At 60.0% G+C, this 15324-nt stretch carries 12 protein-coding genes; 2 read left to right on the top strand and 10 right to left on the bottom strand.

The window, feature by feature from the left end:
• Nucleotides 1-106: 106 nt before the first annotated feature.
• Both B3C64_RS03730 and B3C64_RS03735 read left to right on the top strand, forming a co-directional pair.
• Nucleotides 107-742 carry an HAD family hydrolase gene (locus B3C64_RS03730; RefSeq protein ID WP_291533829.1) on the top strand — a complete coding sequence of 212 codons (636 nt, stop codon included), beginning with the start codon at nucleotides 107-109 and terminating at the stop codon, nucleotides 740-742.
• 84 nt (nucleotides 743-826) lie between these two features.
• Nucleotides 827-1750, top strand: coding sequence for a LysR family transcriptional regulator (locus B3C64_RS03735; protein ID WP_291533830.1), 924 nt, complete (start codon nucleotides 827-829; stop codon nucleotides 1748-1750).
• 175 nt (nucleotides 1751-1925) lie between these two features.
• On the opposite strand, the gene pyrE is transcribed toward B3C64_RS03735, so the two are convergent.
• From pyrE to metE, 10 genes are all read right to left on the bottom strand, one after another.
• On the bottom strand, nucleotides 1926-2621 hold the full coding sequence (pyrE, locus tag B3C64_RS03740; RefSeq protein WP_291533831.1) for an orotate phosphoribosyltransferase: 696 nt from the start codon (nucleotides 2619-2621) through the stop codon (nucleotides 1926-1928).
• 28 nt (nucleotides 2622-2649) lie between these two features.
• Complete coding sequence (locus tag B3C64_RS03745) at nucleotides 2650-3603, bottom strand: dihydroorotate dehydrogenase (RefSeq protein ID WP_291533832.1); 954 nt, start codon at nucleotides 3601-3603, stop codon at nucleotides 2650-2652.
• A gap of 3 nt (nucleotides 3604-3606) precedes the next feature.
• Nucleotides 3607-4428 (bottom strand): dihydroorotate dehydrogenase electron transfer subunit, encoded by an 822-nt coding sequence (locus B3C64_RS03750; RefSeq protein WP_291533833.1) that lies wholly within the window; start codon nucleotides 4426-4428, stop codon nucleotides 3607-3609.
• A 91-nt stretch (nucleotides 4429-4519) separates the two neighbouring features.
• The gene (pyrF, locus tag B3C64_RS03755) at nucleotides 4520-5482 is read right to left on the bottom strand and encodes an orotidine-5'-phosphate decarboxylase (RefSeq protein WP_291533834.1); all 963 of its coding nucleotides are present in this window, start codon (nucleotides 5480-5482) and stop codon (nucleotides 4520-4522) included.
• Nucleotides 5482-6900, bottom strand: a complete 1419-nt coding sequence (locus tag B3C64_RS03760; RefSeq protein ID WP_291533835.1) for a dihydroorotase — start codon at nucleotides 6898-6900, stop codon at nucleotides 5482-5484. Before B3C64_RS03760 ends, pyrF begins: the two co-directional genes overlap by 1 nt.
• A gap of 1 nt (nucleotide 6901) precedes the next feature.
• Complete coding sequence (locus B3C64_RS03765) at nucleotides 6902-7321, bottom strand: aspartate carbamoyltransferase regulatory subunit (RefSeq protein WP_291533836.1); 420 nt, start codon at nucleotides 7319-7321, stop codon at nucleotides 6902-6904.
• A complete protein-coding gene (gene pyrB, locus B3C64_RS03770; protein WP_291533837.1) occupies nucleotides 7321-8283 on the bottom strand; it encodes an aspartate carbamoyltransferase in 963 nt (320 codons plus the stop codon). The genes B3C64_RS03765 and pyrB overlap by 1 nt, the downstream gene beginning before the upstream one ends.
• Before the next feature lie 268 nt (nucleotides 8284-8551).
• Nucleotides 8552-11650: a bifunctional [glutamine synthetase] adenylyltransferase/[glutamine synthetase]-adenylyl-L-tyrosine phosphorylase gene (locus B3C64_RS03775; protein ID WP_291533838.1), complete on the bottom strand. Its 3099-nt coding sequence runs from the start codon at nucleotides 11648-11650 to the stop codon at nucleotides 8552-8554.
• A 121-nt stretch (nucleotides 11651-11771) separates the two neighbouring features.
• Nucleotides 11772-12611, bottom strand: a complete 840-nt coding sequence (gene metF / locus B3C64_RS03780) for a methylenetetrahydrofolate reductase [NAD(P)H] (protein ID WP_291533839.1) — start codon at nucleotides 12609-12611, stop codon at nucleotides 11772-11774.
• A gap of 22 nt (nucleotides 12612-12633) precedes the next feature.
• Nucleotides 12634-14940 (bottom strand): 5-methyltetrahydropteroyltriglutamate--homocysteine S-methyltransferase, encoded by a 2307-nt coding sequence (gene metE, locus B3C64_RS03785; protein ID WP_291533840.1) that lies wholly within the window; start codon nucleotides 14938-14940, stop codon nucleotides 12634-12636.
• Nucleotides 14941-15324 lie beyond the last annotated feature (384 nt).

Raw genomic sequence — 15324 nt, forward strand, 5'->3', positions numbered from 1 at the left:
GACGAATCCGCGTGCCATGCCCCTGCCCTTGGGACGCAACATGCCGTATTCCATGCCGATACCGTAGACTGACAACGTTCGGCTTTCTTCTTCGAAAGGGTTTTCCATGACTGAAACGACCGTTTCCATCACCGACGTCGTTTTCGATTTCTGCGGAGTGCTGTTGGATTGGCAGACGCGCGCCTGCTTGCAGGGTAAATTCGACGACGCGATCGTCGACCGCATCTGCGCCGATGACGACCCCTGCGGATTCTTCGGCTATGAGGACCGCATGGACGCCGGGGAGGACTTCGACCACATCTACCCCGACGTGGTACGGGAGCAGGGCGAGGAACTGGCCGAAATCTTCCGTTACTATATCGCTCACTACGATGACGCGCTCCCCTGCATGCTGCCCGGCATGGAGCAGCTACTGAGGGACCTGAAGGCGGCCGGCTACGGTGTTTGGGGATTGACGAATTGGTCGCATGAGACGTTCCATTTCGCATTCGAGAAATTCCCACAGCTCGCCGAGCTCCTGCAGGACACCGTGGTATCCGGCGTGGAGAAGCTACACAAGCCGAACGCCGACATTTACGAATTGGCACTGTCCCGTTTCGACATCGCGCCGGAATCCTCCGTGTTCCTGGACGATACGTCGAAGAACGTCACAGGCGCACGAGCCGTAGGCATGCACGCCTTCCGTTTCACCGACGCGCAGCAGGCCCGCAGGGATCTCGCCTCGCTCGGCATGAGGTTCTGACATGATTCGCAGACGCGTTCGCGATACGACATCAGGGATTATAAACGCTCTTTCCGTAAACGGCGTCTGCTATAACTATGTGTTATGACTCTCCTACAGCTTAAGTACATTGTGAAAATCGTGGAATGCGGCTCCATGAATGAAGCCTCCCACGAACTGTACGTGTCGCAGCCCGCATTGAGCTCTTCGGTCAAGGAACTCGAGAACGAGCTCGGCATTGAGATTTTCACGCGTTCCTCACAAGGCATCGCGCTGACGGTGGACGGTGCGGAATTCCTCACCTACGCGCGCCAGGTTCTCGATCAGGCATCGCTGCTCGAGGAACGCTACAAGAACGCCAAGCCGCGCAAGCAGCTATGCTCCGTCTCCACACAGCACTACATGTTCGCCGTCGAAGCGTTCGTGGAGATGATCAATTCCATCAAGTCCGACGAGTACGAATTCACCATTCGCGAGACCCGCACGAAGGACATCATCAACCAGGTGGCGAACATGCTGTCGGAAATCGGCATCATCTACTTGTCCGATTTCAACAAGGACGTCATCGGCAAGCTGCTGCGTGAGAAGCATCTCGAATTCCATCCGTTGTTCCGCGCGCCGTTGCATGTGTTCCTTTCCAGAAACAATCCTCTGGCAACCAAGAAGAAGGTCACGATGGATGACCTGAAGCCTTTCCCGTTCATCCAATACGAACAGGGAGAGGAAGGAAGCTTCTTCTTCGCGGAAGAGGCGGTCTGGCCGGAATACTCCCCCAAGCAAATCAACGTCACCGATCGTGCGACCATTTTGAACTTCATCATCGGGCTGAACGGTTATACGGTGTGCACGGGCATCGACAACGGCGACCTCAACAACGAGAAAATCGTGACCGTGCCGCTCGACACCGATGAGACGATGCTTGTCGGCTGGATCACCAATGAGCGCGCGAAGCTGTCGAAGGCCGCGGAAACCTATCTGGAGAAGCTGAAGTCCGTGGTTTCAAGCCATGGATACAACCTCATCGACTGACGTTTTACGAGTTCTTTTCAATCAGGCTGGAATTCGATTCCCATGCATCGCGGGTTCGGTTCCAGCCTGTTTCATAACAGGAGATGCACTGTATCGCTCATGAGCGATACAGTGCATCTCCTGTTATGGCCATACCTTTAACAGTTGGGGTATGGGCTTTATCTGCGGTAACGGCTCAGGCGCCATAGCGCTCGAGATAGGCGTCCGCGGCAGCCTTGATCTCCGAAGTGACATATGGCGTGCCGTCTGCGGTCCGAATGTGCTGTCCAGCCTCGAAGATCTCCTTGACGTTGGCGATGGAGAACACCGGGAAACCGAATTCCGCCTCGACGGCCTTCACCGCGGAGGTGTCGGAATCCTTGGTCTTCTCCATGCGGTCCACACTCAGCACCAGTCCCACAACCTCGACGTTCGCTTCGGCCTTGAGCTTCGGAATGACCTCGCGCACAGCCGTGCCCGCGGTCATCACATCATCGACGAGCAGCACCTTCATGCCATCGGTCAACTGTGTGCCGACCATCATGCCGCCGTCGCCGTGGTCCTTCTTCTCCTTGCGATCGAACGTGTAGCCGATTTCCATGCCATGCGCGGAAGTCAATGCGATGGCCGTGGACACGCCCAGGGGAATGCCCTTGTATGCAGGGCCGAACACGGTGTCGATGTCTTCCGGAAGATTGCCGGCCCCGATTTCCGCAGCGATCTTCTCCGCATAGAACGCGCCCAGACGAGCGATCTTCCTGCCGTCGTTGAAGGCGCCCGCATTGATGAAGTACGGCGACTTGCGTCCGGACTTCAGCGTGAACTCGCCGAATTTCAACGCCTTGGCCTCCAGCAGGAATTCGGTAAAACGATGGTCGAGTGATTCAGTCATTTTCTGCTCCTTTGATGGCAAACTACGTTCAGCGCCAGGTTTCGCCCTTGGCTAGTTTGGCCGCGAGTTCCGGACGGTCATCCAACAGGTCATCGAGTTCGCGGGCCACGCGCAAGGGCGCGGTCGGTTCGAACAATGCCGCGGCGCCGACCTCCACCGCATTCGCTCCGGCATATAGATATTCCAGAGCCTTCTCACCGGAATCGATGCCGCCGATGCCGATGATTGGAATCTTCGGCAAAGCGCCACGCACACGCCATACGGCGGCCAGACCCATCGGCAATACCGCGGGGCCGGAAACACCGCCGGTCACATGGTCGATGATCGGCTTGCCGGTGCGGATGTTGATGCGCATGCCCAGCAGGGTGTTGATCAGGCTCAACGCGTCGGCGCCGCTTTCGACGGCCGCGCGCGCCGGCACGGTGATATCGGTGACGTTCGGCGTGAGTTTGACGATCATCTTCTTGTCAGTGATCTTGCGCAGCCTGGTGATCAGACGGCTCAATGCCACCGGATCCGTGCCGACGCTCATGCCTCCTGCGGACACATTCGGACAGCTCACGTTGATCTCCAGCATATCCGCCGGGGAATCGTTGAGCTTAGCCACGACTTCGGCATAGTCATCATCGCAGTGTCCCGCCACATTCGCCACCACGGTGGCGTTGATGGCCTTGAGCTTGGGCAAATCGTCTTCCAGATAATGGTCCACACCGGGGTTCTGCAGACCGACGGCGTTGATATTGCTGGACGGGCCTTCCGCGGTGCGAATGCCGGGGTTGCCTTCCCACGGTACCGGAGAGACGCCCTTGGTGGTGACGGCACCGAGCTGGCTCACATCGTAGAACCAGCGGACGGCCGCATACTGGAAGGTGCCGGAGGCCGTCGCCACCGGATTCTTCCATGTGACGCCCGCCACTTGCGTGGAGTGCTTCCATTCATGCTGTTCGTACAGGTTTTCATGTCGCATGGTATCAGTCGCCATTTCTCATTCACCCCATCCCAGACGCTCACGGGTAAAGACCGGTCCGTCGGAGCAGACCTTCAATCGTCCCTCGGTCGTGTCGACCGTGCACAGCACACATGTTCCGTAACCGCAGCCCATGCGCTGCTCCAAGCTCAACTGCGTTTCGATGCCACGCTTCGCGGCCCATTCTGCAACGGCTTTCATCATCGGCAAGGGGCCGCAGGAGAGGATCACCGGCTTCAACTCGTCGTCTCGCAGCTCGCCTTCGATCCTGTCGAGCAACGTGATGACATTGCCTTCCGATTCGTCGATGCTGTATACCTTGTCCGCGTATCGACCGACATAGTCATCGCCGAAATGCACGTTGCGGTAACCGAACACCGCAGTGCTTTTGGCGTTATTGCCCGCATCGGCGATGCATTGAGCGGCGCGGACCAGCGGCGGCACGCCAAGTCCACCGGCGACCAATACGTAATTCGCGGGTTCCTTGGTCTTGAAGGAATTGCCCAGCGGCCCCATCACGCGGATGGTGTCGCCTGGCTTCAGCTCGGCGAACTCCGCCGTTCCCTTGCCGACCACGGCGAACATGAGGCTGACTTCGTCGCCGTTAACCTCGGCCACGCCGAATGGGCGCGGCATCAGTCGGGTCCGGTCGTTGGAATACACGTCTACGAACTGCGCCGGCTTGGCGTGGTCTGCGATGTATTCGTCTCGGAAAGTCAGACGGTACACGCCGTCGGTCAATTCCCGGTTATCAACGATTTCGACTTCGTGGCGGATCGGGAAGAAACCCGCCTTCGTCGCCTCTGCGACGGTCGGAACGAACGTTGTTGCGGTGGTCATGGACTCCCTTTTCTTTTGCGTTCGAATATTACGATTTCCAGATTCGGACATTCATGCGCGCATGGCGCAGGAACCTGCGCCATGCAGCGACTTACGGCAATACCGCGCGCAGGTCGTCGCGCATGTTCTTCGCCGCCTCGCGTGCGGATTCGGCCACCAGGGCCAACGCGTCGTCGGCGCTCATGGATTCGGAATACCTGCCGGTCTTCCTCCATGCGCCGATGATGCCACGGGACGAGTTGACCAGCGCACCCAGTCCGTCCTTGTCGAACATGCCTGCGACGCCTTGGGCCGTGCCACCTTGTGCGCCGTAGCCCGGAACCAGGAAGAAGGTATGCGGCATACGCGCGCGCAGCGCCTTGCCTTCCTCGGGATGTGTGGCTCCGACCACCGCGCCCACGCGGGAATATCCGTTCTTGCCGATGGTCAACTCGCCCCAGTGCTCCACCAAATCGGCGACGTGCTCATACACGCGTTCGCCGGAGGCGAGTTCCAGCTCCTGCAACTCGCTGCTGGATGGGTTGGACGTGCGCACCAACACGAAGATGTCCTTGTCCGAAGAGGTGGCGGCCTCGACGAACGGAGTGATGCCATCGGTGCCGAGATACGGATTCACCGTCACAGCATCCTCGTGCCAAGGGTCGAATGCTCCGTCATCCGCGCCCACACCACTCAAATGGTGAGCGTAGGCGGCCGCGGTGGAACCGATGTCGCCGCGCTTGACATCGCCCAACACATACAGCCCCTGCTGCTTCGCGTATTCGCAGGTCATGGTGTATGCGTCGATGCCCGCCGGCCCCAACGCCTCGTACATGGCGATCTGCGGTTTGACCGCCGGCACGATATCCGCGACGGCGTCGATGATGGCGCGGTTGAATTCGAAAAACGCGACGCCAAGTTGGGCCGCCGGCGCCTCGGACGGATCCTCGACTTGTTCGGAAATCTCCTCGGCGAAGCTGCTCACCACTTGGCGAGGGACCAGCGCCTCGGTCGGATCAAGTCCGACGACGCTTGGGTTCTGCTTCGTCTCGATCGCTTCAATCAGACGATCCATCAATCCTCCTTGTCAATGCGGCTGAAAGCCAGTTCCGAACCAATGATGGTGGCGAGTGGACGGCCGGTGACGTGCCAGCCTCCGAATGGGGTGTTGCGCGCCGAGGAATGGAACTTCTCCGGATCGACGGTCCATGCCCCTGCAGTGTCGAGCACGACCAAATCCACGTGCTCGACGCCGGGCACCTTGCCGAGATTGAGCACGCGTTTGGTTCGGTCGTCGCCCGGTACGGCGTCGGCATACTCATCCAATACCGCGGTCACATCGGTTTTGTCGTGGCCCATGAGCTCGGCGGGCGCGGTGGCCATGAGTTCGATCAGACGCTCGTCGGAGATGAACCCGCCGTCGACAAGCACCTTGTGGCATACGCCGTATGCGCATTCCAGACCGATGATGCCGTTCGGGGCGTCGAGGAACCCACGTTCCTTCTCCTCCATGGTGTGCGGCGCATGATCGGTGGCGAGCATGTCGACGGTACCGTCCGCGATGGCCGCGATGGTGGCTTGGCGGTCAGCCTCGGAACGCAGCGGCGGGTTCATCTTCGCCAACGTTCCGTATTCAAGCAGCGCCTCGTCGCTCAGTGCGATGTAGTGGGGGGCGGTCTCGCAGGTGATTGGCAGCCCCTCGGCTTTGGCCTTGCGAATCGCGTCGAAGGAAATCGCGGTGCTCACATGCTGAAAATGCACATGCACGCCGGTTTTGCGGGCCATGTCGATGTCACGTTCCACGACACGCAGCTCGGTGTCTTCGGGAATGCCCGGAACGCCCAGCTTTCGGGATACCGGCCCCTCGTTGACGGCACCGGTGTCATGGTGCTCGCAATGTTCGATGAGATACAAGCCGGATTCCTTGACGTTGGCGAACACCTGATCCAGAATTCCGGGCGTCACCGCGGCCCCGTCATCGCTGACGGCGGTCACCGGATGGGCGAGCTGGTAGGCGTCCTTCCGGTCATCGTCATGCTCCGGAAGATAGCCGATCCAATCGGCCACGTCGGTGGCCTCCTGTCCGGCGCGCCCCTTGGACGCGCATACGCATAGATCGTAGCGGACCGGCAGCTTCACATCGTGGGCCGCCTCGTAATGCTGCAGATAGTCGATGACGGTGTCGTATCCGGCGTCAAGCACTTCGGACGCGCCGGGCTCGCCGGCACGCACCTTTCTGCCATCCATGGCGGGAACGGTGTTCGGCATGATCAGCACATTCGTGTATCCGCCGGAGGCTGCGGCCGCGCAGCCGGAGATCATGGATTCCTTGTAGGTCTGCCCGGGATCGCGGAAGTGCACATGCGGATCTTCGAAACCGGGGGCGATGGTCAATGCCGAAGCGTCGACCGACTCATCCGCGTCGGACGGCACGATCAGGTCGATGACCTCTCCGGTGTTCCATACTTTGATGTCGTGCAGGGTGAGCGCCATGTCAGAACTTCGCTTCCTCGTCGCAGTAATCGCAACGGTATTCCTGTCGATCGGAATGCACCAGGTGGAACATCTGCACAGCCGGCTCGGTGGTGGTCACGCAGCGCGGGTTCACGCATTTGATGATGTTGACGACATGTTCCGGCAGATGCGGCTTCTTCTTCTCGACGATTTTGCCGCCGCGCACGATGCCCACGGTCGCGGTGCGCGCCACGAGGCCGAGAACGTCAAGATCGACGGATTCGGTCGCGTCCTCGATCTTGATGATGTCCTTGGTGCCGTACATGTGGCTGTCGGTGTTCATGATCAATGCGAGTTTGGTTTTGGACGGATCGATTTTGAGATATTCAAGCACCTTGAGCGCGGTGCCCGCCGGCACATGATCGATGATGATGCCGTTCTGAATGCTGGTGACTTCCATCAGGCCGCAACCTCCTCGGATTCAAGCGGTTCGTAGCCCGGAAGGTCGTCACCGACCACCGAGCTTTCCAGTGCCATGCGCATGAGCATGCCGTTCTTGACCTGCTCGAAGTAGGCGGCGCGCGGATCGTCGTCCACTTCCACGGCGATTTCGTTGACTCGCGGCAGCGGATGCAGCACGGCCATGTCCTTTTTGGCGTAGGCCATCTTGGCCTCATCGAGGATGTAGGTGTCGCGCAGGCGCAGGTAATCGTCCTCGTTGAAGAAGCGTTCCTTCTGCACGCGGGTCATGTACAGCACGTCGAGGTCGCCGATGACGGACACCAGATCCTTGACCTCGGTGTAGGAGCAGGACGGTGTGGCGTCGATGCGGTCGAGCACGTACTGCGGGGTCTTGAGCTCATCGGGGCTGATCAGCACGAAGTTCACGTTGCCGAAACGGCACAGCGTCTCGATCAGGGAGTGCACGGTGCGTCCGAAGGTCAGGTCGCCGCACAGTCCGACGGTCAGATTGTTGACGCGTCCGAAGCGCGATTGCAGCGTGGCCAGATCGGCGAGCGTCTGCGTCGGATGCATGTGGCCGCCATCGCCGGCGTTGATGACGGGCACGGAGGCGGCGCGGGACGCGACCAGCGCAGCTCCCTCCTTGGGGTGGCGAATCGCGACCACATCAACATAATTGGAAACGGTCTTCAGCGTATCGGCGATGGTCTCGCCCTTGGTGACGGAGGCCAGCTGGGCTCCGGCGAAGCCGATCACCTTGCCGCCGAGCCGGAGCATGGCGGTTTCGAAGCTCAGACGGGTTCGGGTGCTGGGCTCATAAAACAAAGTGGCGAGCACCCTGCCTTCGCAGGTGTGCGCCACTTGTTTGCGATGGGAATCGATGTACTGCGCCTTATGCAGCAACTCCTGAATCTGATGAATGGATAAATCGTCAAGAGTGATGACGCTTTTACCGACCATCGGCGTCTCTACCGCCGGTTCGAGTGTTGAGGACAACGGCTCACCTTTCATGCACTTGTGGTTGAAGGTGGCCACTCGAAGTGACCTAGCCAACTATAGCCTGAGCCGCTGACCCGCGGGTTTACCGCGTGTTCACCATAACAATCGTCGCGCCGCCGGTGCCGCCGGCATTCCGGTACCGTTCCGCCAAGCCAATGGCGGCGTGACGAAGGCATCTCGATACGACATGGGACGACCGCCATGTATCAGCCCATACCGGGGAATGCCCTTACGAACGGCCGTAGAACAGCCGCTCCATCACATCCCGCGCCTTGCGCATCATCGCCAGCAGGTCGTTTTCGAAATGCTGGCCCCGATTCGCGTCGTATCCGAGATACACGGCGATGCCGCCGAGCGAATAGGTGTCATCGGGCAGAATATCCGCCTGGCTCACGCGCCCACTCCACAGATAACTGCCATTGCGCGCCGCGGTGCACATGCGCCATGCCCTACGCAGCACAACCGCGTCCGCAGTGGAAACCAATCTGCGACGTTCCAATTCGTCCAAGGCCTGCAATGTGCCGTTGACACGGAGTTTGGCGTCATTCCCGGCATGCTGCAACTGCAAGAGCTGCACCGTCCATTCAACGTCGGACAATCCGCCTTTGCCGAGTTTCAGATGACGGTCCCTGCGCACGCCGCGAGGGAGCCTTTCGGCTTCCATGCGCGCCTTGAGACGACGTATTTCGGCGATCTGCGTTTCCGTGAGGTCCGTCTTCGGATAACGCAGGGGATCCGCGATGTTCATCAGGAAATCCTCGGCAAGAGCCGCGTCCCCCGCTGCATATCGGGCACGAAGCAGCGCCTGATGCTCCCATGTGCTCGCCCATGAACGATAGTATTCCTCGCAGGACGCATACGAACGCACCAACGGTCCGTTCTTGCCTTCGGGCCGCAGATCCATGTCGAGCTCGATCTTCGGCTCCAAGGTGGTGGGACCCTGCAGGATGGAACGCAGATCCTCTTGGACCTTGCGGGCGAACAGGTTCGCCTGCCCATCATCGGCGCCATCGGCCGGACGGTAGATGATGATCACATCGGCGTCGGAACTGAAGTTCACTTCCCTGCCACCGTAACGTCCCATGGCGATCACCGAAATCACCGCAGGCGGCTCTTCGAATCCCATGTCATCGGTTCTGTGCCGAATGGCCCAGGCAAGCGAAGCGTCGATGGCCGCGTCGTATACGTCGGTCATGCCCTCCAACGAAGCGGCGGCATCGACGACGCCATTCATCCACGATAGGCCTATGCGCTCAATCTCCTGCCGGCGCATGGCGCGGATGGAATTGGCGAAGTCGTTGATGTTGCCCGCGTTGCGTTCCAAAGCCGCGTTGGTCTGCACATCGAGGCTTTCCCGGGAACGGGGTTGCAACGATTCGTCGTTGCCGAGCCATGTGACGGATTCGGCGGATTTGTTGAGCGCGTCGCCCAGGAACCTGGAATTGGAAAGTACATGGCACAGTCTTTGCGCCGCGGAGGACGAGTCGCGCAGGAAGCCGATGTATCCGCTGTCCGAGCCGAAGTTCTCTTCAAGCTTGCGCCAGTTGAGCAGTCCCATATCGGGGTTCTGCCCATCACCAAGCCATTGCAATACGGCCGGCAGCAGAATGCGGTTGATCTTCGCCGCACGGGACACTCCGGATGTCAATGCGACGACATGGCGCATGGCCGCGTCGGTATCGGCGAATCCGATGGATTCGAAACGCTCCTGCGCGGCCTTCGCCGACAATCTCACCTGTTCGTCATCCAGCCCGGCGTTGATCGGCAGCATGGGCCGGTAGTAGATGTCCATGTGCAGGTGACGCACCTCGCGACGGGTTTCGTCGTATTTGTCGACGAGTTCCTCCGGATGCATATGGAAGGTGCGTGCCAGGCGACGCAGTTCAAGGTTCTGGCTGAGCTCGTCGATGCTGATGTCGCGCTTGCGCTCGATGCCGCCCCTGTTGGCCTTGCCCAAATCGGGGAACAAGTGGGTGCGCTTGAGCGACCACATCTGCTGCCGATGCTCCAGCACGCGTTCGAAGCGATAATCCCAAGAGAGCTTCTTCGCCTGTTTGCGCGAGACGTATCCGCCTTCGGCCAGCGCGCGCAACGATTCGAGGGTGGCGCTGGTGCGCAGCGTCTCATCGGACCGCCCGTGCACCAATTGCAGCATCTGCACGGTGAACTCGACATCGCGCAGGCCTCCCCTGCCGAGTTTGATCTCACGGTCCTTGAGCGGTTCCGGAATGAGGTCCTCGACGCGTTTGCGCATCTGCTGGCAGTCATAGACGAAATTGTCGCGTTTGGACGCCGACCAGACGAATGGACGGGTCATGTCCATGTAGGCCTTGCCGAGTTCCGGATCGCCGGCGACGGGACGCGCCTTGAGCAGCGCCTGAAACTCCCAGTTCTCCGCCCATTGCTCGTAATATGCCTTATGCGAATCGAGCCGCCGCACCAGCGGGCCGTCTTTGCCTTCCGGCCGCAGTCCTCCATCGATCTGCCACAACGTCGGTTCGGCGACGCCCATGATGACGGATTGGCATACACGCTGCATCGTGGTCGCCATTTTGGTGCCGATGCGGTTGAGCGCCATGCCGTTGGTTTCGGCATCGGCGGGCTCCACCACATAAATCAGGTCAACATCGGAAACGTAATTGAGTTCCCGGGCGCCGAGTTTGCCCATGCCGATGATGGCAAAGCGTACATGTTCGCTGCCCTCCACCTCGTTGCGGGCGATGGCCAGGGCCCCTTCGAGGGCCGCGTCGGCGAGATCGGACAGTTCCTGGCTGATGCGCGGCTGTATTTCGATGGGGTCGGCGGCGGTGGCGTCCTGCGCCATGATGGACGACAGCTGTTTGCGGTATGTTCTGCGCAGCGCGGTCGCGGCGTCGGCAAGCGGCATGCCGGCCTTCGGCATGGACACGTTGTCGGGATCGGCCCCCACCGATTCCAGCACATGGTCCCTGCGCTGACGGTGGTTGTACAGATGGCTTTCGCACGCGTCGTTGGCCGCGGCTTCGACGAGTTCGGGACGGAACCGCATGAGTTTGCCCATTTCGTCGGAAACGCCGAGAACGGTGATGAGCCGCACGAACGCGTCCGGGTCGGCGACGATGCCCGTGAAATCCCTGCCTTGACTTTGCACCACTTTGATGATGTCCACAAGATTGCGCAACGCCACGTCGGGATCGCATGCCTTCTCCAACGTCGACAACAGCAGGCGCAACCGGCCATCATCGATGCCGTCATCATGCAATTCCGCAAACAACGCATGCGCCTTGTCGAGATCCTGCAACCCCGCCCGAATCAAATCGAGCGCCCCAAACATGTGCGTAGAAGTCATGGCTCCTATAGTAACCATATTTTTGAAACCGCATGAAACGGCCGCGGGATATGCTTGGGACGCATCAGGGGCGGCCATGGAAACCCATGACCGCCCCTGATGTTTGTTGCATCGCCTGGAATCAGACGAAGAGTGGTTTGACGTTGAACCAGATGCGCCTGCTGACGCTTGGATGGTTCATCGTATACAGGTGCACGCCGTCGACCCCGTGGGCGACCAGATCGCTGATCTGCTCGGAAGCGTAGATGATGCCGGCCTCCTTGAGCGCAGCCTGATCATCGCCCCATTTGTCTATGATGCGTTGCACCTTCCCCGGTATGCGTGATGCGCACATTCTCGACATGCGAAGCACGGATTTCGCGTTCATGACCGGCATGATTCCCGCCTCAATCGGCACTTCGATGCCGGCGGCATGCGCCGCGTCGAGGAAGCGGAAGAAATCCTCATTGTCGTAGAACAACTGCGAAATCAAATGCGTCACGCCGGAATCGACCTTCTTTTTAAGATTGTCGATGTCGCTTTTCAGCGTTGCGGCCTGGGGATGCTTTTCCGGATAGCACGCGCCGTACAGTTTCATCTCGGGATGACGCACGCGGATGTACGCGGCCAGATCGCTGGCGTGCTCGAACACTCCGGCGGGCTCCACGCCCTCGACCCGGTCGCCGCGCAAGGCGAGCACGCCGAGAACCTTGGCCTGGGAGAACATGTCGAGTGCCTCGTCGACGTCATCCTTGTCCAGATACTGGGCGGTCAGGTGCGCCACGCAGGGAATGCCGTATTCGCCGACGGTGTGCGCGATGCGCGCGGTCAGCGTGCGGTCGGACGACTTACCCGTACCGTAGGTGACGGAAATGAAATCGGGGTCCACCCCCTGCAGGCCATCCAACGTGTCGTAGATGGTCCCTACAGGGGAGGTTCGCTTCGGAGGAAAGACCTCAAGCGAGAACAGTGGTGAATGCATGGGATTCGTTTCCTGCTTGACCTTACTTGGTGAGCTTGGCGCGAACGGCCTTGGCCGCGGCGACGAGATTCTCCAGGCTCGGCCAGGTTTCGGCGTTGCCACGGGTCTTCAGACCGCAATCCGGGTTGATCCAGACCTTTTCGACATCCATCTTCTTGAGGATTTCGTAGATGCGGTCTTCGATTTCCTTCTCGGACGGGATGCGCGGAGAGTGGATGTCGTAGACGCCCGGGCCGGCTTCGGTCTCGAAATCGGCGTCGTGGATGGCGTCGAGCACCACGAGATCGCCGCGGGACGCCTCGAAGGAGATCACATCCGCGTCCATGGCGTCGATGTCCTTGATGATGTCGTTGAACTCCGAGTAGCACATGTGGGTGTGGATCTGCGTGGTCGGCTTGACCGCGGAGTGCACCAGGCGGAACGCGGGAATGGCCCAATCGAGGTACTTCTTGTGCCAATCGGTCTTCCTCAGCGGCAGCTTCTCACGCAATGCGGCCTCATCGATCTGGATGACCTTGATGCCGGCCTTTTCGAGGTCGAGCACTTCGTCACGGATGGCGAGGGCGAGCTGCTGCGTCTGCTGCTCGTGGGTGATGTCCTCACGCGGCCAAGACCAGTTGAGGATGGTCACCGGGCCGGTGAGCATGCCCTTCATCACGTGGTTGGTACGGGACTGCGCGTAGGCGCTCCACTCCACGGTGATCGGGTTGGCGCGGGAGACATCGCCCCACACGATCGGAGGCTTCACGCAACGGGTGCCGTAGGACTGCACCCAGGCGTTCTTGGTGAACAGGAAGCCGTTGAGGTTCTGGCCGAAGTATTCGACCATGTCGTTGCGTTCGAATTCGCCATGCACGAGCACATCGAGGCCAATCTCCTCCTGATGCTTGATGCAGGCGTCGATTTGCTGCTTCATGAACTCGTCGTATTCGGCTTTGGTGATCTCACCCTTGCGTAGCTTGGCGCGTTCGGCACGCACTTCCCTGGTCTGGGGGAAGGAGCCGATGGTGGTGGTCGGCAGCAGCGGCAGGCCAAGGGCCTCGCGCTGCTCCTTCTGGCGTTCGGCGCGGGCCGGCTGACGGACGAAGTCGGCGTCGGTCAGGGCTGCGATGCGGTCGGCGACCGCCTTGTCCTCGGCGACGCGGGTGCCGTCGAACAGCGCCTGGTTGGCGGCCAGCTCGGCGGATTCCTTCTTGTCTTCCTCGCTGGCGTCGGCGAGCACGGCGACTTCGTGCAGTTCATCGAGCTTTTCGACCGCGAAGGCGAAGTGCTTGAGCACGTCGGCGGCGAGACCGTCTTCGCCCTCGGTGCTGAACGGCACGTGCAGCAGGGAGCTGGCGGTGGAGACGGCCACGTTGGGGGTGACCTGCTTCAACGCGTCGAGGAGGCCGAGGCTGACGGCGTAGTTGTTGCGCCAGATGTTGCGGCCGTTGATCACGCCGGCGAAAATGGTGGTGTTCTCGGCGACGCCGAACTTCTCGACCGCAGCGAGGTTCTCATCCTTGCCTTCGTTCAGGTCGAGACCGATGCCGTCGAAGCCCAGCAGGTTGATGGTTTCGTAGATGTCGGCGATATGGCCGAAGTAGGTGTTGAGCAGCAGCTTGACCTTGCCTTCGCGCGCCGGCAGGATCTTGGCGTACAGGGACTTGAACAGTTCGACATCTCCCGGCTCCTTGTCGAGCACGAGGTACGGTTCGTCGATCTGAATCCATTCGGCGCCCAGTTCGGCGAACTTGGACACGACTTCGGCGTAGACCGCGGCGACCGCGTTCACCAGACCCTTGTCGTATTCCAGTTCCTCGGCCTGCGGGTCGCGAGCGAGCTTCAGGAAGGTGTACGGGCCGATGAGCACCGGCTTGGTGACGATGCCCAGCTCCTTGGCCTCGTTGAACTCGTCGAACGGCTTGGTGCTGTTGAGCTTGATCTCGGCGGAGTCTTCGATTTCCGGAACGAGGTAGTGGTAGTTGGTGGTGAACCATTTCTTCATCGGCAGCGCGGTGACGTCGCCCTTCTCGCCCTGGTAACCGCGACCCATCGCGAAGAGGGTCTCCTCCGGGTTGTCGAAGGCTAGACGCTGGTAGCGCTCCGGAATGACGTTCAGCAGGATGGCGGTGTCGAGCATCTGGTCGTAGTAGCTGAAGTCGTTGCTCGGAATCAAATCGATGCCGGCGACCTTCTGCAGCTTCCAGTGCTTGGAACGCAGCTCCTTGGCAGTCGCGCGCACATCATCGAGCGCGGCGTTGCCTTTCCAGTATGCTTCGATAATCTTCTTCAGCTCACGATTCTGGCCGATGCGCGGGAAACCGGAGACGGAAGTGAGAGCGGACATGAAATCCTCCATCTGATATGAACAATGCAACCCGCCTAAGCTATCACATAACCTTCGTTTATCGGGCATCAGGAAAACTTGAATGTCGTTATAAGCGCCCCTTATAGCACCACGCGTCCAGACATGTCCTCATGGTTGGCGTCGTTTTGTCGCATTACGCTATCACTCTAGTGCCACGCTAAGGGGTGCGGGATTCGAACCCGCGATGTGTCGGTGTCGGAGATTTACAGGCTCCTGCCGTCGCCGCTGGGCCAACCCACCTTCGGATATGCGAAAGCCCACCGTTGATGCGGTGGGCTTGAAAATGCGATCGCTTATTGCCTCAGTCTTTGTTCGCCTCCGGATATTCGTCGCGTGGCTTGCCGTAGAAAATGCACCAGTTCA

Source organism: Bifidobacterium sp. UBA6881 (assembly GCA_002451435.1).
Lineage (GTDB): Bacteria > Actinomycetota > Actinomycetes > Actinomycetales > Bifidobacteriaceae > Bifidobacterium.